Annotated in this window: 19 protein-coding genes and 3 pseudogenes; 15 read left to right on the plus strand and 7 right to left on the minus strand. The window is 45.6% G+C overall.

The window, feature by feature from the left end:
- Positions 1-39 precede the first annotated feature (39 nt).
- From JCM10519_RS31370 to JCM10519_RS31380, 3 genes are read left to right on the plus strand one after another with little or no spacing between them, the layout of a single operon-like run.
- Complete coding sequence (locus JCM10519_RS31370; protein ID WP_347844627.1) at positions 40-624, plus strand: hypothetical protein; 585 nt, start codon at positions 40-42, stop codon at positions 622-624.
- Positions 608-1,225: an LTA synthase family protein gene (locus JCM10519_RS31375; protein WP_347844628.1), complete on the plus strand. Its 618-nt coding sequence runs from the start codon at positions 608-610 to the stop codon at positions 1,223-1,225. Before JCM10519_RS31370 ends, JCM10519_RS31375 begins: the two co-directional genes overlap by 17 nt.
- Positions 1,212-1,616, plus strand: coding sequence for a hypothetical protein (locus JCM10519_RS31380; RefSeq protein WP_347844629.1), 405 nt, complete (start codon positions 1,212-1,214; stop codon positions 1,614-1,616). The genes JCM10519_RS31375 and JCM10519_RS31380 overlap by 14 nt, the downstream gene beginning before the upstream one ends.
- A 100-nt stretch (positions 1,617-1,716) precedes the next feature.
- On the opposite strand, the pseudogene JCM10519_RS17620 reads toward JCM10519_RS31380, so the two are convergent.
- From JCM10519_RS17620 to JCM10519_RS17630, 3 genes and pseudogenes are all read right to left on the minus strand, one after another.
- Positions 1,717-3,497 (minus strand): annotated as a pseudogene (locus tag JCM10519_RS17620) (ABC transporter ATP-binding protein).
- A pseudogene (locus tag JCM10519_RS17625) lies at positions 3,494-5,244 on the minus strand (ABC transporter ATP-binding protein). The pseudogenes JCM10519_RS17620 and JCM10519_RS17625 overlap by 4 nt, the downstream one beginning before the upstream one ends.
- A 90-nt stretch (positions 5,245-5,334) precedes the next feature.
- Entirely contained in the window at positions 5,335-5,946 is a 612-nt protein-coding gene (locus tag JCM10519_RS17630; protein WP_054740787.1) for a TetR family transcriptional regulator, read from the minus strand.
- Between the two features lie 293 nt (positions 5,947-6,239).
- Here JCM10519_RS17630 and JCM10519_RS31385 point away from each other — a divergent pair, with 293 nt between their 5' ends.
- The 7 genes from JCM10519_RS31385 to JCM10519_RS17655 all read left to right on the plus strand — a co-directional run bounded on the left by JCM10519_RS31385 (position 6,240) and on the right by JCM10519_RS17655 (position 12,791).
- Entirely contained in the window at positions 6,240-6,548 is a 309-nt protein-coding gene (locus tag JCM10519_RS31385; protein WP_347844630.1) for a hypothetical protein, read from the plus strand.
- A gap of 107 nt (positions 6,549-6,655) precedes the next feature.
- Complete coding sequence (locus JCM10519_RS17635) at positions 6,656-7,912, plus strand: DUF5722 domain-containing protein (RefSeq protein ID WP_347844631.1); 1,257 nt, start codon at positions 6,656-6,658, stop codon at positions 7,910-7,912.
- Positions 7,913-8,406: 494 nt separating this feature from the next.
- Positions 8,407-8,877 carry a MurR/RpiR family transcriptional regulator gene (locus JCM10519_RS31390; protein ID WP_347844632.1) on the plus strand — a complete coding sequence of 157 codons (471 nt, stop codon included), beginning with the start codon at positions 8,407-8,409 and terminating at the stop codon, positions 8,875-8,877.
- A 1-nt stretch (position 8,878) separates the two neighbouring features.
- Complete coding sequence (locus JCM10519_RS31395; RefSeq protein WP_347844633.1) at positions 8,879-9,286, plus strand: SIS domain-containing protein; 408 nt, start codon at positions 8,879-8,881, stop codon at positions 9,284-9,286.
- A 73-nt stretch (positions 9,287-9,359) separates the two neighbouring features.
- Positions 9,360-10,253 carry an N-acetylmuramic acid 6-phosphate etherase gene (gene murQ, locus JCM10519_RS17645; protein ID WP_054740789.1) on the plus strand — a complete coding sequence of 298 codons (894 nt, stop codon included), beginning with the start codon at positions 9,360-9,362 and terminating at the stop codon, positions 10,251-10,253.
- A gap of 56 nt (positions 10,254-10,309) precedes the next feature.
- Positions 10,310-11,740, plus strand: coding sequence for a PTS transporter subunit EIIC (locus JCM10519_RS17650; RefSeq protein WP_054740790.1), 1,431 nt, complete (start codon positions 10,310-10,312; stop codon positions 11,738-11,740).
- A gap of 82 nt (positions 11,741-11,822) precedes the next feature.
- Positions 11,823-12,791, plus strand: a complete 969-nt coding sequence (locus JCM10519_RS17655) for a MupG family TIM beta-alpha barrel fold protein (protein ID WP_347844634.1) — start codon at positions 11,823-11,825, stop codon at positions 12,789-12,791.
- Between the two features lie 111 nt (positions 12,792-12,902).
- Here JCM10519_RS17655 and JCM10519_RS31400 read toward each other — a convergent pair whose 3' ends face one another.
- From JCM10519_RS31400 to JCM10519_RS31410, 3 genes are read right to left on the minus strand one after another with little or no spacing between them, the layout of a single operon-like run.
- Positions 12,903-13,226 carry a S8 family serine peptidase gene (locus tag JCM10519_RS31400; protein ID WP_347844635.1) on the minus strand — a complete coding sequence of 108 codons (324 nt, stop codon included), beginning with the start codon at positions 13,224-13,226 and terminating at the stop codon, positions 12,903-12,905.
- Between the two features lie 54 nt (positions 13,227-13,280).
- A complete protein-coding gene (locus tag JCM10519_RS31405) occupies positions 13,281-13,442 on the minus strand; it encodes a hypothetical protein (protein ID WP_347844636.1) in 162 nt (53 codons plus the stop codon).
- On the minus strand, positions 13,439-14,044 hold the full coding sequence (locus JCM10519_RS31410; RefSeq protein ID WP_347844676.1) for a S8 family serine peptidase: 606 nt from the start codon (positions 14,042-14,044) through the stop codon (positions 13,439-13,441). The genes JCM10519_RS31405 and JCM10519_RS31410 overlap by 4 nt, the downstream gene beginning before the upstream one ends.
- Positions 14,045-14,431: 387 nt before the next feature.
- Here JCM10519_RS31410 and JCM10519_RS17665 point away from each other — a divergent pair, with 387 nt between their 5' ends.
- Complete coding sequence (locus JCM10519_RS17665; protein ID WP_347844637.1) at positions 14,432-15,139, plus strand: acyltransferase family protein; 708 nt, start codon at positions 14,432-14,434, stop codon at positions 15,137-15,139.
- Positions 15,132-15,413 (plus strand): hypothetical protein, encoded by a 282-nt coding sequence (locus JCM10519_RS31415; protein ID WP_347844638.1) that lies wholly within the window; start codon positions 15,132-15,134, stop codon positions 15,411-15,413. Before JCM10519_RS17665 ends, JCM10519_RS31415 begins: the two co-directional genes overlap by 8 nt.
- 66 nt (positions 15,414-15,479) lie before the next feature.
- Here JCM10519_RS31415 and JCM10519_RS17670 read toward each other — a convergent pair.
- A pseudogene (locus JCM10519_RS17670) lies at positions 15,480-16,348 on the minus strand (class I SAM-dependent methyltransferase).
- A 210-nt stretch (positions 16,349-16,558) separates the two neighbouring features.
- On the opposite strand from JCM10519_RS17670, the gene JCM10519_RS31420 reads away from it, so the two are divergent.
- The 3 genes from JCM10519_RS31420 (at position 16,559) to JCM10519_RS31430 (ending at position 18,539) form a co-directional block, all read left to right on the plus strand.
- Positions 16,559-16,822, plus strand: a complete 264-nt coding sequence (locus JCM10519_RS31420) for a hypothetical protein (protein ID WP_347844639.1) — start codon at positions 16,559-16,561, stop codon at positions 16,820-16,822.
- A 365-nt stretch (positions 16,823-17,187) separates the two neighbouring features.
- Positions 17,188-18,063: a hypothetical protein gene (locus JCM10519_RS31425; RefSeq protein WP_347844640.1), complete on the plus strand. Its 876-nt coding sequence runs from the start codon at positions 17,188-17,190 to the stop codon at positions 18,061-18,063.
- Positions 17,985-18,539: a hypothetical protein gene (locus JCM10519_RS31430; RefSeq protein WP_347844641.1), complete on the plus strand. Its 555-nt coding sequence runs from the start codon at positions 17,985-17,987 to the stop codon at positions 18,537-18,539. The genes JCM10519_RS31425 and JCM10519_RS31430 overlap by 79 nt, the downstream gene beginning before the upstream one ends.
- Positions 18,540-18,681: the final 142 nt, after the last annotated feature.

Consider the following 18,681-nt stretch of genomic DNA (forward strand, 5'->3'; position numbering starts at 1 on the left):
GCAGAATATCTGGTTGCAGGCTTTCGGGGAAGGCCAATCATGATCTGGGACGTTTTGGCTCTGCGTACCGCCATGAGTGTGGCAGGAAATTATGAATTTGTTTTGACAGAGGAAATGTACCTTGCCTGTCTGGGAGTCCAGGCAATCTGCATCTTTGCCCTGATATTCCCTAAAAGGGTAAAGGGCAGGAACAAACGTCTGGTTTTTGCCGGGGGAAGTACAGGTGCTGTCTTAAGCTTTATTTTATGGTTTTATACATGCTTAATCCCGAACAAAGGTCTTGAAATCAATATGTGGGAGGTAGGTGAGACCTATCAGGAATACGGATATGTGCTTTCAACGGCTGTTTCATTTAATTATGCGGTGAAGAAAAAGCCGAAGGGCTACAGCTTTTCAAAAGTAAAGCAGATTTATGATTCTGTGATAGCGGACAATCAGGTTCTTTTAGCTTCTGCCGGAGATATAGACGTAGAGGGAGAAGGTAAGACAACGCCGGTCAATATTATATGTATTATGAATGAAAGCTTTTCCGATTTAAAAGTGGCAGGAGAATTCAAAACCAACCGGGAATATTTTCCTTTTTTTAAACAGTCTGAAGGAGAATACGGTGAAGGGGAGCCTTAGCGTTCCTGTATTCGGTTCTTTGACCAGCAACTCAGAATTTGAATTTCTTACGGGAGATTCCGTTTCCCTGCTTCCGGCTAACAGCATTGCGTACCAGTTTAATGTCAAGCCTAATACATATAGCCTTGTGAGCACTTTAAAATCCCAGGGCTATGAGACAGTTGCCATGCACCCTTATCCAAAAGAAAATTGGAATCGTCAGGAGTGCTACCGGAACATGGGCATTGATGAATTTCTGGATATAGAAGATTATGAAGGCAGTGAGCTGCTCAGAAACTATGTCAGTGACCGGGCAGATTACGAAAAACTGATAGAAAAGGTGGAATCCAAGGAGAATCCGGATGATAAGCTGTTCCTTTTTAATGTGACCATGCAGAATCATGGAGGCTATGAAACCCTGTATGATAATTTTGACCAGGAAGTATGGCTGACCGGAGAACTGAAGGGAAAATATCCTAAGGCTGATCAGTATTTATCTCTTATGAAGCGGTCGGATGAAGCGCTGGAATATTTGCTCTCTTATTTTGAGAAAAGCCAGGAGCCTACCATGATCGTTCTTTTTGGGGATCATCAGCCCAGTGTGGAAGATGAATTTTTTTGATGATATTTCAGGGACGCCCAGCAGCCTTGTGGAGAATAAGGACCGGCTGATGTGGTACCAGACCCCGTTTATGATCTGGACTAATTATGAAACACAGGCAGAGGAAAAAGGGGAAATGGGAGCTATTTATCTCTCTTCAGAGCTGTTAAAGAGAGCCGGGGTCAATATGACGCCTTATCAGCAGTTTCTGCTGACAATGGAAGAGACCTTTCCAGTGGTACACCCCATCGGCTGCTTTAATAAGGAAGGAACCTACTATTCCTGGGAAGCTTTGCGGGATCCGGAAAGTCCGTACAGGGACTTGATCTCAAACTATGAATATCTGGTGTATAACCACATTTTTGATGGGAAAAAGTGTAAGGAAATGTTTTCTTTGGAAACTGATAAATAAACCAGGGTGGATTGTTGCCGGAAAAATCAGATAAATAAGGCGGATAGGGCAGGAAATGCCCCAGCCGCCTTTTAAAATTGAAAATGCTTCTTAATGGCAGTTATTTTGCAGTAGTCATATAGGTTCCCTGTGGCCGCTTCAGGCGGCTGCTCCAGCCCCTGTTATTCTCCCGGGCTGTTACAAAGTTTTTGTAGATTCCGCTTTTTTCCATCAGCTCCTCATGGGTTCCCTGCTGGGCAATACGGCCGTCCGAGATCACCAGTGTCTTGTCGGCATGGCGGATGGTATTCAGCCGGTGGGCGATTACCAATAGGGTCTTTCCTGCGCACAGCTCACTGATGGCTTGCTGAATGTAACTTTCGTTGTCCGCATCCACACTGGCAGTGGCTTCATCCAGAATTACGATGGGGGCGTCCTTTAAAATGCAGCGGGCAATGGAGATGCGCTGCTTTTCACCGCCTGAAAGGGTTGCACCGCCTTGGCCCACCACGGTGTCAAAGCCAAGGGGCAGTGCCATGATAAAGTCGTAGCACCTGGCCTTTTTCGCCGCCTCCATCACTTCAGCCCGGCTGGCAGCAGGCCGCCCCATGCTGATGTTATTATAAATTGTGTCCTGAAACAGGTATACCCGCTGGAATACCATGCTGATATGATCCATCAGATCGCTTAAGCTCACTTCCCGCACATCCTTGCCGCGAATCAGCACCTTTCCGGAATTAACGTCCCAAAATCGGGTCAGGAGGCTTGCGATGGTGGATTTTCCGCCGCCGGAAGGGCCGACCAGCGCAAGCATCTGATTTTTTGATAAGTCAAAGGAGATGTCATGCAGCACCTCTTTCTCCCCATAGGCAAAGCTGACATGCTGAAACTGTACCTCAGGAATATCTCCGGCTTCCGGGATGATGTCTGTACCATTGTCCGGCAGTTCCGGTTCCCTAAATACTGCTTCAATGCGATCCATACAGCTGTTCATGACAGTGAGCCGTGCACTTTGGCCGTACAGTGCTTCAAGGGACCGAACAGATCGAATACAAAGAGCATGATGCCAACGAGGAAGGTCACATCCAGCAGACCACGGGAATTTAAGTACACGGAAAGGGCGATTATGGCGGCTGCACCAAATCCGTAGAGGATATTCAGCCGGCGTTGCAGGGGGCGTGGTTTTCTTCAAACGCAATGCTGGTACGGCAGGTCTCTCGGAAGTTGTCGGAGAGCGCCTTTGACTTTTCGCCCATCAGATTATAGGCTTTGATGATTCCGATTCCCTCGGTGAAGCCGAGAACGGCTTCGGTCAGGTTTTCACTTTGTTCCTGCCGGATGGCGGAATCCGCCAGAGCCTCTTTTTCCAGGCCCTTTGCCGTCAGGAGCAGAAGCACCACAACTCCAATGGCCGCAAGTCCCAGCCATACATTGAACAGGAGCATAAACAGGAGCATAATGCCCTGTGCGAAAATATAACTCATCATATCCGCCAGGACTGTCATGCAGTTTTCCTCGATAAATACCATGTCCGTGGAAAGTACGGAGCTGATTTTGCCGATATTGCCCTCGGTAAAATACCCCATGGGCATTTTACGCAGATGCCTGCCCAGTTCCATGCGCTTCTCTGCGAACAACAGGAAGCCGGCAGCCGACTGCAGACGGTCTGCAATGTGATGGAACAGCATTTGCAGCAACAGGCAGGCTGCCAAGGCAAAACCGATCCGCAGGCACATTTCAGCCGTTGCCGTACCGTGATAAAAGGAGGCCAGAGCAAAAAAAATGCAAAGCCAATGGGCGCCTTCGCCAGAATTGATTTTAAAAAGGAAAATACTAAGGCCAGTTTGATCCTGCCTGATAATCCCCGGAAACAGCCAGAATGCGTTTCATTAAAGCAATCATTGTACATTTCCTCCTTTCGCCGTACTGACCGTCCACTGGGCGCTGCCCTCGGCGGCCTGCCATAGCTTTTGATAAGCGGGGCAGCTGTTAAGCAGCTCCTCATGGGTTCCGGCGGCAGCAGTTTACCGGAATCCATAACACAAATCTGGTCCGCATCCATAATGGAGTGCAGGCGGTGGGCGATAACAATGACGGTTTTCCCCTGGATGATCTGGGCAATGGCTTCATTCATCTTTTCCTCATTTTCCGGATCCATAAAGGCCGTGGCTTCATCGAGAACAATGATGGGCGCGTTTTTTTAAAATGGCGCGGGCCAGGGAGACGCGCTGGCGCTCACCGCCGGAAAGCTGCTTTCCGCCATCGCCTGCCATGGTGTATATGCCCTTTTCAAGCCGGGCCAGAAATTCGCCGCATTGTGCTTTTTCTGCCGCTTCCATTACCTGAGCATCCGTTGCTTCCGGCTTACCGAGGCGGATATTTTCCAGCAGGCTGATGTTGAATAAAAACTGCTCCTGGGCAACATAAGAGATCTGGTCGTTAAGTGCTTCCAGGCTCATGCTGCGTATGTCCTGCCCGCCTATTTTGACCGCACCTCCTGTCACATCGTAAAAGTGGACGAGCAGCTTTGCGAGGGTGGATTTGCCGCCGCCCGATTCCCCTACCAGCGCGGTCAGAGTGCCCTCCGGCACATCCAGTGTGATACCGTGCAGCACCTGGGTATCCTTGTAAGCGAACCGTACATCCTCAAACTGCACTCCATGATTCTTCCGGAAAAGGGCTTGTTGGACTGCTGAAGCGGCGGTGTGTTCATCATCTGTTCCAGGCCGGAGATCTTATGATTGATCTGAGGCAGGGTGGACATAAAGCTAAGGGCCTTAAGAAGCGGTCCCCCCACCCCGAAGGACATGCACAAAACCAGTGCCAGATCCGGCAGCTTTGAATACCCCTGAATGACAAAATAGGAACCCACAGGCAGGACAAAAAGTGCCACACAGGGAACAAGGCTGGAATAAAGTGCCATCCATGGCCAGCAGGCCTTATACCATGCCAGGGTGAAGTCCCGGTAGCTTTTTACGTCCCCCTCGAACCGGTGGTAAGACTCGCCGTCACGATTGAACACCTTGACGACTTCCATGCCATTGATATACTCCACAATGGTATTGTTCATCTTTTGGGCCGCCCCATAGTAATTGCCCATGTCTTTCATGCCGATCCGGTACATCACCATCATGGCAATCATTCCAAGCGGCAAAGAGCACAGGGCAAGAAGCGCCAGCTTGGGATCTACAAGGAACATTCCGGCGAATACCAGTGCCGGGATGGCCAGGTTGGCAATCCCCTCAGGGAGAGCGTGGGCCAGCAGCAGTTCAATGGTCTCAATGTCGTCAATAAACATTTTTTTGATGGTGCCGACGCCTTTTTCTTCAATAGCACCCAGGGGCTGCTTCTCCAGTTTGCCCTGCAGGGAGATGCGCAGGTTTTTCAACGTATTGTACGCCGAAAGGTGGGAGAGGGAAAGTCCCCAGAGATAGAATACAGCATACATCAGTCCACAGGCTGCGATGGCGGCAATGCGCCAGGCCACATAGGCTGCCGTCATATTTTCCCCCATCAGCAGCGGACGGATGATTTGGTAAATGAACCAAAACGGCAGTACGTTCATGACCATGCCGACCAGCATGGCGGCAATGGCGCCATAGGTTGTTTTGCGGTAATCACCGGCATATTCCAGTACTTTTTGAAACAAGATCGTTACCTCCTTTATGATTTTATGTAGGTTAGTTTTGACTAACTAACAAGCAAATAGGAACCCCTTCATCGGAGGGGATGCAGGGTGCTAAAACCCCAGAACCTGATACCAGTTAAACAGGCCGCAGATGAGTTTGGAATGGGCTTCTATCTGTTCCCATGTAAAGTCGTGGATAAACGGCTCGTAGATCGTCGTCCAGAATGCGGAAAGCAGGATATGCAGCTCTTCCATGGAGATGCTTCTGCTGGTCAGTCCTCGTTTTTGCGTTTCCAGAAAATACTCGTAGGTCTTTACACTCATTTTCTCAACCCAGTCGTGCTGGAAGTTTGAATACGCCGTTCCCTCTGCGCATTTTATGAGCAGAATAAAACCTTCGCGGTATTCCTGTAAGAATCGAAAATACCCCAACATGTATTCTTCGTCCATATCCCATGCCTTTATCAGTGCCTCATCAGACAGCAATCCGGCCTCCACAGTGCATCGCTGTTCTAAAAAGTCATCAAGTGCAGCAACCGTATCCGCCGTTACGGCGTTAAACAAGGCTTCTTTTCCTTTGTAACGCTTATACAGGGCACCGGTAGTGATACCGGCATCCTCGCAGATTTCCTTTAAGGATGCATTCTGAAACCCATGTGTTAAAAATACCTTTTTAGCGCTGCTCAGAATCCGGGGATCAATGGAATGATCAGGTCTGGCCATCTATTTTACCTCCTGTTACAGAATTGATAATTAGATTATCGATAATGTGATTATCAGTCTAGCAGGTGATATTTAATTTGTCAAGTATTTAATGCGGATTTTTAAACCAAATCAAGCAGCGAAGCGGATTGTAATATCCTGAGATAAACCTTACAGAATGCTTCCTTATTATCCGGAACATTTGGTCCTTACGGTTTTTTTACGAATACGTAATAAAAACGTTATTGTAAAAAGCAGGAAAATTGGTTATTATTGTATGGAACCTGATTAAGACAACATGGAGGGATGCGAAGATGAAGGAAATAAATATAGGCAGGGTCATGACCGGACTTTTTACCGCTGCATTTTTATGCTGTGCCTCTGCCTTTGTTGCGCTGGCAGATGTAGGCGCAGCCGGTGTACAGGCAACGATTCAGTCCTGTTTGGTCAATTCTGACAAGAACAGCGTGACGGTTCAGGCAGATAGCAATGCGAATATGGCAGGAACAGATGGCGTTCTCTACCTGGTAGAGCTTCAGCTTACCAGAACAATCTGGACGGCAGAACGGATTATGCGGCTTCTGCAGCACCGGGAAGCAGGGTTACCTTTACATTTCCATTAAACCGTAATACGGACCAGGACAGACTTTACAGCAAATTCGTCATTGCTGTCTGGGATGGAACAAAATATATTGAAATCAGCAAACCTCATTATATTACAAACCCTGAAATGGTAGCGGCAAATACCCAGCCATTTAATGATCCTCTTACCAAGAAGGGCTTAAACATTCAGCTTAACATGCTTGGTGATGCTTTTGAATTAGGCGTGAAGCACGTTGCCACCAATATCTCTTTCCATCAGATCCTGGGCCAGGGAATTGATTACCAGTACGATGGAAAGACCTATCATTTTGATAAGAATGCCATCACAAGCTATGACGAGACGATCAGCGCTTTATCCGGGAAGGGAATGACGGTAACAGCCATTATTTTAAATGGGTGGAATGATGCCGAGCCGAATCTGATCTATCCGGGAACAAAGAAAAATGCCAATGCATTTTACTACATGTTCAATCCGGCGACCCAGGAAGGGCTGGATCAGACAAGAGCCATTGCCGCTTTCTTAGCGGAACGGTACAATGGTACCAATCCAAACCATGGAAAAATATCCAACTGGATCATTGGCAATGAGATCAACAACCAGCAGTGGAATTACATGGGGCCTAAGGATATTCACAGCTACGTACAGGCTTACCAGGATGCGTTCCGGATTTTCTACACAGCGATTAAGAGCACCAGTGCCAATGACCGGGTATATTACTCCCTGGATTATAACTGGAATAATGAAATCGATAATAAGCTGAAATACGGTGGAAGAGCAATTGTAGATACCTTTAATTCCATTGCCAATGAACAGGGGCAGATGGATTGGGGGTTATCCTATCATCCTTATCCCTGTCCGATGACAGAACCGGAATTCTGGGATGATGAACAGACCGGATTGATCACCAATGATTTCAACTCTCCGGTCATTAACTTTAAAAACTTAACCACACTGACTGATTACATGGCTCAGGATCCCTTAAAATCCCCTGCCGGCCATGTGCGCCACATCATTCTGACAGAACAGGGATTTACGGCGACAAGCCAGACAAGAGGCAATGTAGCTCAGATTCAGGCTGCCGCTTATGCTTATTCCTATTACATGGTTGACAGCAATCCTTATATTGATGCTTATATCTTAAGCCGTCAGGTAGATGCCCCTCTGGAAGTGAGAAGCGGTTTATCCTTCGGACTCTGGGAATGTTCCATGGACCGGGGAGATGACATTGTAGCTACAAGGCGCCGTAAAATCTGGCAGGTATTCAGGGATATTGATAAAAAGAAATACACGCTGGAATCAACGGAGTTCGCTAAATCCATTATAGGAATTGAGAAATGGTCTGATGTGGTTCCAAACTTCCGTTGGAGATCTCTGGAGAAATAATAATAGTAAATTGTGCAACGAATCATTAGCTTTTTAAGCATGAAACCGCCTTTAAAATTATTTTAAAGGCGGTTTCTGCATATTAAAAACAGGTGGGAACGGAATGTTTCCGCCTCCATTTTGCTTCACTGATCAGTTCTAATTATCTGGGCAAGCAGATATTCGCAATCCGCGACCCTGCCTGCTCACAGCGTGTCCCGCTCCACCGCAGAATCGAATACAGTTATCGCTGCCTGATTCGGTTAAATTCTGATTTTAAGCCTCTGGGTTTTTAAAAGATCAGAAATATATCCATTTTTTTTCTTTTTAAAGCATCATAATATGAAAAAAAAGTTTCATAAAACACTAGATATATTGAAAAAAATAATGCAACAAAGCTAGAATGATATTAGGTAAAAAAATATGTGAAGGTTTCCTCGTTATTGTCCACGTTTTTTTGGACATAAAGGTATCCCCAAAGGGGGTTTCTTCTGGCTTTAAAGAAAGGAGAAGAAATGAAGGGTCTGCTTGTAAGGATTGACAGCTATCTCCAGGAGGCTGGAGAAGCGGAAAAAGAGCTGATAAAAAGACTGCACAAAAATCCTGAATCTGTCCTGCGAAAGAGTATTAAGGAGATTGCCAAGGAAACTTATACCTCTCCGGCAACCGTTGTAAGGCTTTGCAAGAAGCTGGGCTGTAAAGGATATAAGGATTTTCAGAATACCCTTGCTTATGAGGTAGCATTATTCCAGGAGAGCAGGAAAATTGCGTTTCAGAAGATCACACGGGAAGATTCCATTGAGGATATTATTTATAAGGTCACAAAGAAAAATATTGAATCATTGGAAACCACCCAAAAGCTTATTGAACCCAAGGTTGTAATAGAATGTGTGAAGCTGCTGGAAAACTGCAGAAGCGTTACCTTATTTGGACTGGGAACCTCCCTTTTGGCGGCAAGAGATTTATACTTGAAGCTCCTTAGCTGATGTGCTGTGCAATGTCTGTGATGACTGGCATACACAACTGCTGGCTGCCAGAAATTTAAGAAAAGATGACTTGGCCATTGCTATCAGCTACTCAGGACTTACGGAAGAAATACTTCAATGTGTGAAAGAAGCAAAAGGAAATGGGGCAAAGGTGATTGCCATAACAAGGGCAGTGGAATCAGAGCTGGCCTCGGAGGCTGATTTCGTCCTTCCCGTTGCGGCAACAGAGCTGATACACCGGAGCGGCGCCATGTCTTCCCGTATTTCACAATTAAATGTAATTGACATTTTTTTTACTGCTTATGTTAATAGAAATTATGAGGTATGTATGAGTAAATTCACTAAAAATTATATACAGAAAAAAACCCTCTTCGGGGATACCTCTATGTCCAGAAAGCATGGACAATAATTAAGGACCCCCCTACGGGGATACCTTTATGTCTAGAAAGCATGGACAATAATTAGGAAAGGAAGTACAGAGCATGATTGATTTGTCAGTGCTGACAACAGAGTCCCGTAATCCGGATACCATGAACCTGGATGAAATGACACCACTTCAAATTGCGGCCATCATGAACCAGGAAGATGAAAAAGCCGTAAAAGCCGTAGAGGAAGTCCTCCCCCAGATTGCCACAGCGATTGAATGGGCGACCGACAGCCTGAAAGCAGGAGGCCGTATCATATACATTGGTGCAGGAACATCAGGACGTCTGGGAGTACTGGATGCGGTAGAATGTCCGCCCACCTTCGGTGTCCCCAGAGAACTGGTAGTAGGCCTGATTGCAGGCGGAGACAAAGCCTTTGTAGAGGCGGTAGAAGGAGCTGAGGACAGTGAGACCTTATGTGAGGCGGATTTAAAGGAAATCAGCCTTACCTCAAAGGATATTGTGATCGGCCTGGCGGCATCTGGCAGAACGCCCTATGTAATCTACGGCCTTGATTATGCCAATAAAACAGGCTGTCATACCGTAGCTATTGCATGCAATAAAGGATCTGATATAGGAAAAAAAGCAAAGCTTGCCATTGAACCGGTGACCGGGCCAGAGGTATTGACAGGATCAACCAGATTAAAGGCAGGAACAGCACAAAAGATGATCCTCAATATGATTTCAACAGGAAGCATGGTTGGAATCGGGAAAGCCTATGAAAATCTCATGGTAGATGTAAAGCAGAGCAACGAAAAGCTGGTGGTGAGGTCACAGAACATTGTGATGGCGGCAACAGGCTGTACCAGGGAAGATGCCGAAAAGGTATTAAAACAGGCAGAAGGGCATGTTAAAACTGCAATTACCATGATTTTGCTGAACTGTGATCCAGAGGACGCAAGACAAAAGTTATCACAAGCCGGAGGAAAGATCCGAAAGGCTTTAAGATAAAAAGGGGTTTAAAAGCATTTTAAGCAACATCATTACATTTTTAAAGGAGGATAATCGTGAATTACAAGCAAATCAGTGAACAATTATTAACGCTGCTTGGGGGAAAAGCGAACATAACTTCCAATGCTGCCTGCATGACAAGGCTTCGTGTCGGTTTAAGAGATACATCCAAGGCAGATATTGAAGGTGTGAAAAAGGTAGAGGGAGTTCTTGGAGTGGTTGAAAGTGACACGATCCAGATTGTATTTGGACCGGGGAAAGTAAATAAGGTATTAGATGAATTTTATAAGCTTACAGGGCTTGCAAAGGGACAGGCTGAGAATGGCCCGGACCAGGGCATCAATGAGGTCGCAAAGGAAAACAAGGCTCTTCAAAAGGCAAAATATGATAAGCCGGTACAGAGATTTTTAAAGAAGATCTCCAATATTTTCGTAGCATTGCTTCCCGGCATTATTGCAGCAGGCTTGATCAATGGTATCTGCAATGTTATTAATGTTTCTTCAGGCGGAGCACTTTCAGGAGTATGGTGGTATCAATGCATCCGGACTATGGGCTGGGCGCTGTTTGCTTATCTGCCCATTCTGGTTGGATACAATGCTGCAAAGGAATTCGGCGGTTCAGGAGTTCTTGGAGCCATTGCAGGCGCCATGTCCATTGCTAATCCGGGTATGCCACTGCTTGCAACGGTAAATGATGCCCAGATTCTTCTTCCTATAACTAATACGGCATTTAATCCGGCTTCCGGCGGACTGTTAGCTGCTTTGATCGCAGGTGCGTTCTTCGCCTTCCTTGAGAAGAATATCAGAAAACGTATGCCTGACTTAATTGATACCTTTGTAAGCCCTCTTTTAGTGCTTATCATTGGCGGTATTGTTGCACTGCTGGTAATCCAGCCTTTGGGTGCAGGTTTAACAAAGGTGATCTTTGCTGTTTTAAGCTTTGTATATGAAAAGATGGGCGTTGTAGGCGGATACATTTTATCAGCAGGTTTCCTTCCGCTGGTAGCAGTAGGCTTACATCAGGCCTTAACCCCCATCCATGCCCTGTTAAATGATCCGGCAGGAGCAACAAAAGGAATCAACTATCTCCTCCCCATCCTTATGATGGCAGGCGGCGGACAGGTGGGTGCCGGTATTGCATTGTATGTAAAGACTAAGAACGTAAAATTAAAGAGATATATCCGGGATTCCATACCAGTAGGTATTCTTGGAATCGGTGAGCCCATGATGTATGCAGTAACCCTGCCTCTTGGCAAATCCTTTATCACCGCCTGTGTTGGTTCAGGATTTGGAGGCGCTGTTGCAGCTCTTATGCACCTTGGTACCGTATCTCAGGGAGTATCCGGTTTGTTTGGGTTATTGATTGTCCAGCCAGGTCAGCAGATCGGCTATATAATATCCATGCTCATTGCTTATGCAGGCGGCTTCCTGGTAACCTATTTCTTCGGAGTGGATGAAGACAGAATTAACGAGGTATATGGAGAATAAATGAATACAGGAATTTCAATCTATTTTTCAAACGGAATGGAAAAAAAATGAACGCTTAATAAAAAAGGCGGTAAAGAACGGAGTGAAGTATGCATTTACTTCGCTCCACATTCCGGAGGAGACAGGAGTCGATTACCGTTCGGATGTTCAAAAGCTTCTTAGTATGTGCAGGGAAGGCGGGTTAAATCTCATTGTGGATGTTGGCCCGGAAACCCTTGAAAAGCTTGGAACAGAAAGCATTGCAGAGCTGAAGGAACTTGGGATCACCCATGTCCGCCTTGATTATGGCTTTGATGCAAAAGAAACGGTAGAGATTTCCAAGGACTTTCATGTGGTATTTAATGCCTCCACCATTATGGAGGAGGAACTTTTGGAGTGGAAAAAGTATGGGGCTGATTTTACCAGATTTGCAGCCTGCCATAATTTTTATCCCAAGCAGTTCACGGCCCTGTCCTTAAAACGGACAAGGGAAATGAATCAGAGGCTTCAATATCTTGGATTTACTACCATGGCCTTTGTGCCTGGGAATCTGGAGCTTAGAGGACCCTTGTTTGAGGGTCTTCCTACGGTGGAGGAACACCGGGAAAGGAAAGACCAGGTGCTTTTGAACATGCTGGAGCTTTATTATGAAGGTTCCTGCGACGTGGTTCTGATCGGCGATGTGGATGTGGAAGAAAAGGACTGGAAGGATATCCAATGCTTAAGCCATGATTATGTGGAGCTTAAGGCAGACATACTTCCTTCCTATGAATTTGTAAGAGACATCATCCATCATGACAGGCCGGATTCCAGCGAATACGTTTTCCGCTCCCAGGAATCAAGACAATATAAGCAGGAAATCAAGCCTGATCCTGAGGATCAGTCACAAGTGAGGAAGCAGGGAAGCATCTGCATTTCCAATGTTGATTACTTAAGGTATATGGGAGAGCTGGAAATTGCCAGAGTTGATTTGCCTGGAGAGGACAGGGTAAATGTTATAGGACAGGTACATGACTCTCATATGAAATATCTGCCCTTTATTCAAAAGGGGCTTGGGGTGAAGCTGATATAGTTCTTCCTGTTAAAAAAAAATTACAATAAAAAGTCTGTAACCGTTGGTAAAACCGGGGTTACAGACTTTTTTTAACTGTTACATTGCAGCGTAAGTCCGCACTGCTCATTGCTATTGTGAAGAGTTCCAGGTCAGGGCGGCATGGGCATCTAAAAGGCCTCCGCTTACCATTTTTCCTGTAAGGGTATCCAGCTTCCTGCTGGAGCTTAAAAGAATATTTTTTACATCAGACAGGGATATATCCTGCCGGTAGGAATAGAGCATGGCGGCCACGCCGGTTACCATGGGAGCTGCCATGGAAGTGCCGCTCATAAAGCCATAGGAATTTCCTGGAACCGTGCTTAAAATGTAGCTGCCAGGGGCGGCTATATCAACACTGCTTGCGCCATAGTTGGAATCCTTGCCCAAGCTTCCGTCAAACAGAAGGTTTGCCACGGAAATGATGTTGTCATAAGGGAGGGAAGCCGGATAAACAGGTAGATATCTGTATCATATCCAAGCCCCGAGATTCCGCCGTTTCCGCAGGACCACAAACAGCATCTTGGAATTTTGTATGGTCAGGGCCAGTTCTTCGCTGTAAGCAGTGGTACCCATGCTCAGGTTGCAGATTAAAGCGCCATGTGCTTCGGCATAATGGATGGCCTGGATCACCGCTTCCGGGGATCCCAGTCCGTCTTCGCTCCAAGGGCCTTTAAGGGCATGATCTTAACGTAGTTATTATCCGTGATTCCGGCAATGCCGTAGGCTCCCCGTGCAGCGCTGATGGTTCCTGCCGCATGGGTTCCATGGGTGTCCTCACTGCCGGTAAAGACCTGGTTGTTTCCGGAATAGAAATTCCAGCCGTGAATATCATCCACATATCCGTCGTCGTCGTTATCAATTCCATCCCCGTCGATCTCGCCGGGATTGGTCCATATGGCATCCTTAAGCTCCTGGTGATTGATATCAATGCCGGTATCGATGATGGCAACAATGACGGAACGCTTGTTTTCAGCCTGGTCATAAAGCTTCCACGCAGGCTGTATGTTAATATCAATTCCCGTGACAGCGCCGATTACCGTAGATTCATAATCCCCGGGGCCGGGCTTTATTGTACCGTCTTTTGATTTCCTTCCATCGTAAATATTATCAATTGATTTGAATCTGGACTTTAACTCTATAAGGCGGAATTCCCCGTCATTTTTAAGTCCCCACTGGTAAGTGGAAAATTCATCCGAGGGGGATAAGTTTACAAGGCCCGGGCCAAGGGCCATAGTCTGCAAGGCTTGTCCGCTGTCGGAAGAATATGTTTGAAGTGCGCTGGTTAAGGTCTTATTGGGTCCTTTTCCTGGATCAGGGCTGTTAAAAAAAGGGCAGGCCTGCAAGAAGGAGGGCTAGGATCAGACAGGCAGCGCGAGTTATTTTTTTCATGGTTTCTATCTCCTTATATATAAAACAATCTTTGAAATCGTTCCTATTATACCATATACCCTACGCGGTAGGTTAAAAAAAACATGTGAAAATTTTGAAGATTTAACATATTTTGGTTAAAGATTCTCTGAAATCCTTCATTTGGCTAATCAGAATTGTTTTGATGAAAATAGTTTGATAAAGCTTCTTGTCCTGTGATAAAATATTAAAATGCAGAGAGGAGGGCTTTCATGGAAGAAAAATATTTTCGAAATAAAATCACATGGTTTACATTTCTATTTAGTTTTCTGGTCATATGGGTCCACTCCTACAATGCTGTATTGTTCTTAGGCAGCACAAGGCTGGCCTATAAGACCGACTGGATGGAACGGTTTTTAGGAGGCGCGGTGGCGCAGATTGCCGTACCGGGCTTCTTCCTGATTTCCTCCTATCTTTTCTTTCGCGGCTTTACTCTGGACCGCCTCATGGTAAAGTGGAATTCCAGGATACGGAGCGTATTGGTTCCCTATATTCTATGGAATTTCCTTTATTATCTCGGATATGTCATCGGCAGCCGGATTCCGGTGCTTTCTGATATCATAGGAAAGGGAAAAGTGCCTTTTACGTTTACCATGGCAGCGGAATCGGTCCTTCATTATAAGTATAATTATGTATTCTGGTATTTAAACCAACTGATCCAGCTGATCCTTCTGGCTCCCCTTATTTATATCATTGTAAAGCGGAAGGAAACAGGCTGTTTGTTTCTTGGGGGAATTTTGGCAGCAATCTATATGGGAGCTGTGCTTCCCTTTTTAAATCTGGATGCCCTGTTTTATTATTCTTTCGGGGCCTTTGCAGCCATTCATGGGAAAAAGATCGTAGAAGGACCCTGGAATTTAAAATACCTTGAGGCAGGTGCCGCGGTTCTTATAGCAGCCTTTTTTTCTTTATTTGGTTGATTTTCCAGGAGATATCAAAGGGGAGATGGCGGCTTCTGACGTATGTTTCCGGCTTCTTGTTCCAGTGGGATTATGGCTCATGGTACCGGAGAAGCATCTGATAGAGGCAAAGGAATGGATGAAGCAGAATTTTTTTCCTTTATGCAACTCACTTTGCAATGGTAAGGCTGATGAACAAAACGGGAGCATTGCTGCTCCCGACTGTTTCTGCAGTGCCCTTTGGACTGTTTCTGCTCATGCCGCTTTTTTTGTGTTTTCTTCAGTTATCAGATAGGGCGGTTATTAAGGCGTTTCCTTCCGAGCCTGTGGTGTCTGTTAAACGGTGGACGGTAAAAGGATATTAAGCGTCCAGCCACCATCTGCCGGATGCGCCGCAGGGCAGGAGAAGACCGGTGCTTGTAACAGGAAGCCCTATTTCCCCGGACTCTACAACACCGCCGTATTTTTGTTTCACCTCAATGGATAACATGTAGGTTAATACAGAAGGAGCCAATCCTGTGGTATAGGAATTGATGAGGAAAAACAGCGGCTTTTCGGATAAAAGCTGGGCGCACAGTTGAACGAGAGGATGAATGGCATCTTCTATTTTCCAGATTTCGCCCTTTGGCCCTCTTCCATAGGAAGGAGGATCCATAATGATCGCATCGTAATGGTTTCCCCTTCTGATCTCTCTTTCAACAAATTTTACGCAGTCATCCACGATCCAGCGGATGGAAGCGGATTCTAAGTTGGAGGAGCGGGCATTTTCCTTGGCCCAGCCGACCATTCCCTTGGATGCATCAACATGAGTGACAGAAGCTCCGGCTTTTGCCGCTGCCAGGGTAGCACCTCCGGTGTAGGCGAACAAGTTAAGCACTTTTACAGGCCGTCCGGCCTGTTTTATTTTTTTCACTGAACCAGTCCCAGTTTGCTGCCTGTTCCGGAAAGAGTCCTGTATGCTTAAAGCTGAAAGGCTTTAATTGAAAGGTTAAATCCTTATAACTGATTGTCCATTGTTCCGGAAGATCAAAAAAATTCCCACTCGCCGCCGCCCTTAGCGCTGCGGTGATAGTGGCCGTTCATTTTCTTCCAGCCTTTTTCTTTCTTGGGAGTGGACCAGATAACCTGTGGGTCAGGACGAACAAGGAGATACTTTCCCCAGCGTTCAAGCTTTTCTCCTTCTGAACAGTCTATCACTTCATAATCTTTCCAGCCGTCTGCAATCCACATAATTGGTGCCGCCCTTTCCATAAATAGTTAATAGTAGTTTTCTCAAATTATCCGTTCAATGAGCCAAAGGCAATTTGAACTTCCTTGATTATACTGGATGGAGCCGGGAGCGTCAAGTACGGGAAAATTGATGGAAAAAGGGCTGTAATCACACCTTGTCTTTTGTCCTATATAATATAGTATAATTCCAAATAGTGAGGTGTAAAATTTATGTGTTGTTTTAATATAGGATTTACTGCCGGTAACTGCGGCTGCGGCTGGAACTGGGGAATCAACAATAACTGCTGTAACCGATGTAACCGGGGCTGGAACAACGACTGCAACTGGGGCTGGAACAACGGCTGTAACTGGGGCTGGAACAATGGCTGTAACTGGGGCTGGAGCAACGGCTTTAATAATTGCTGTAATCGTGGCTGCTGCAACCGGTGTAATCGATGCTGTGGTAACTGGGGCTGTAATAATCGCTGCAATTAGCTTAAAAAGAATTCTTATTTAAGGATTCTATGAGGACTTTTTTTCGTATTGTAATTTCCTCTTAATCCTTTCAGTTTTAGAAATTGCCGGATCATTTAATTAACAGCTTTATAGGACTGGATTCTGTATTGTACAGGACTCAGTCCTATTAGTTTGTATTTCATCTTTATAAAATATCTCTTTCTTTTACAGGTCCGGGAAGTATTTTAATATTTTTGACTGCTGTTTTTTAAGGTAAAAACGCAAAAAAGGCAGGGGGAAATAATTTCGTAATAGAATTGAAAGATTAAAACAGTTGAATAATCTAAGATTAATTGTTAAAATAAATAATAGCAAAAAAGGAAATCCCTGTAAGGAGTGAGAATATGAAAAGAAAAGGTCTCATTGTGTTAGCTGCTGCGGCTATGCTGGCAATTGGTACTTCATCCATGGACGCTTGGGCTGGTTGGGAACAGTCTGGTTCGGGGAATGCATGGATTTATAAAGATGATAGTGGGAACAGAGTTACAAATACCTGGAAAAAGGGAGCGGACAACCTTTGGCGTTATTTAAACAGCAATGGTGAGATGGCCGTAAATACCTGGGTGGAAAATACTTATTATATGGACTCCAACGGAATCCTGGTTACGGATAAGTGGATGAAGTTCCAGGATTCAGGCAGCTCTCAGTACAAATGGTATTATTTCGGCAGCAGCGGAAAAGCCATTATGGACAATTGGTCCAAGATCAATAACAAATGGTATTACTTTGATCCCAATGGCGAGATGCAGACCGGCTGGGTCCTTGATAACCTGTATTATTGCGGAACCGATGGAGCCATGCGCACCGGCTGGCAAAAGCTTTTCGCACCGGACAGTGATTACGACAATGACCGTGTCACTCCTGGGGATAACGACGATGGAAAATACTGGTATTATTTTAACGACAGCGGAAAAAAATATACACCAAGGGATATGTCCGGGGATTATGCCACCTATAAGATTGACGGAGTAGCTTATTGCTTTGACTCAGAGGGAGCGCTTCAGACCGGCTGGAAGAACGTTGGAATTGAAAATGCCGAGTATGAGATCCAGAATTATAAATATTATGACAGCAATGGAAAGCTGAGAGTGGCTGGTATTCCGTGGAACCGCCTCATGATATTTCCGGCTATGAAGAGAGCGTGGAATGGTTTTATTTTTCAAGTACAGGTGTTCCAAAGACCGGTCCAAAGGAAGGAAAGGCCACCACTCAGAATATAACTAAAATCAACGATAAAACCTATCTGTTTAATGACCTGGGCAACCCTGTGTATGGACTGCAGAAGGTGATGATTGGAAATTCTTCAGAATATACGGCATTTTATTTCGGAGATAAGAAAACCAGCACCATGCAAAAGGGCAGGGTAAAGGTGATCGAGGGAGACGGAAGCGATGCCACCTATTATTTCAGTGACAGCGGTCGCGGTTATACCGGAGTCAAGGATGGTTCCCTGTATTATATGGGAAAGCTTCAATGTGCGGATGAAGGAACCAAATATGAAGCCATTGCCATTCCGACAGGAAGCACAACCACTACTTATGTGGTGAATACTTCCGGAAAGGTAGCCAAAAACACCACCGTAAAGAACGCCGATGGAGTGAAATATAAGACCGGAAGCAACGGGAATTTATTAAAGGTAGACGATGCAAGCCCAAGCGGAGAAGGCAGAACCCCCACAGAACCGACATGGAATTAGGAAAAGGGCGATTCATGGCGCAAAACCTGGAAAATCAGATTTTGCGCCAATTTTTTTGAAAAAAAATGCTTGCAATGTAAAAAAAATTATGTTATTATACAAAGGCTGTGGCATGATAGCTGTGAAGCGTGAGGTTGCTGCT

Source organism: Clostridium sp. NkU-1 (assembly GCA_001312405.1).

What these genes read in the sequence shown, in the direction of transcription:
- JCM10519_RS31410 (WP_347844676.1), bottom strand. Translation starts at nt 14,044, where the DNA reads ATGGCCCTTGGCCCGGGCCTTGTAAACTTATCCCCCTCGGATGAATTT.
- JCM10519_RS31420 (WP_347844639.1), top strand. Translation starts at nt 16,559, where the DNA reads ATGTGTTGTTTTAATATAGGATTTACTGCCGGTAACTGCGGCTGCGGC.
- JCM10519_RS31385 (WP_347844630.1), top strand. Translation starts at nt 6,240, where the DNA reads ATGAAGGAAATAAATATAGGCAGGGTCATGACCGGACTTTTTACCGCT.
- JCM10519_RS17665 (WP_347844637.1), top strand. Translation starts at nt 14,432, where the DNA reads ATGGAAGAAAAATATTTTCGAAATAAAATCACATGGTTTACATTTCTA.
- JCM10519_RS31390 (WP_347844632.1), top strand. Translation starts at nt 8,407, where the DNA reads ATGAAGGGTCTGCTTGTAAGGATTGACAGCTATCTCCAGGAGGCTGGA.
- JCM10519_RS17630 (WP_054740787.1), bottom strand. Translation starts at nt 5,946, where the DNA reads ATGGCCAGACCTGATCATTCCATTGATCCCCGGATTCTGAGCAGCGCT.
- JCM10519_RS31425 (WP_347844640.1), top strand. Translation starts at nt 17,188, where the DNA reads ATGAAAAGAAAAGGTCTCATTGTGTTAGCTGCTGCGGCTATGCTGGCA.
- JCM10519_RS31370 (WP_347844627.1), top strand. Translation starts at nt 40, where the DNA reads ATGATCTGGGACGTTTTGGCTCTGCGTACCGCCATGAGTGTGGCAGGA.
- JCM10519_RS31380 (WP_347844629.1), top strand. Translation starts at nt 1,212, where the DNA reads ATGAATTTTTTTGATGATATTTCAGGGACGCCCAGCAGCCTTGTGGAG.
- murQ (WP_054740789.1), top strand. Translation starts at nt 9,360, where the DNA reads ATGATTGATTTGTCAGTGCTGACAACAGAGTCCCGTAATCCGGATACC.
- JCM10519_RS17635 (WP_347844631.1), top strand. Translation starts at nt 6,656, where the DNA reads ATGGTAGCGGCAAATACCCAGCCATTTAATGATCCTCTTACCAAGAAG.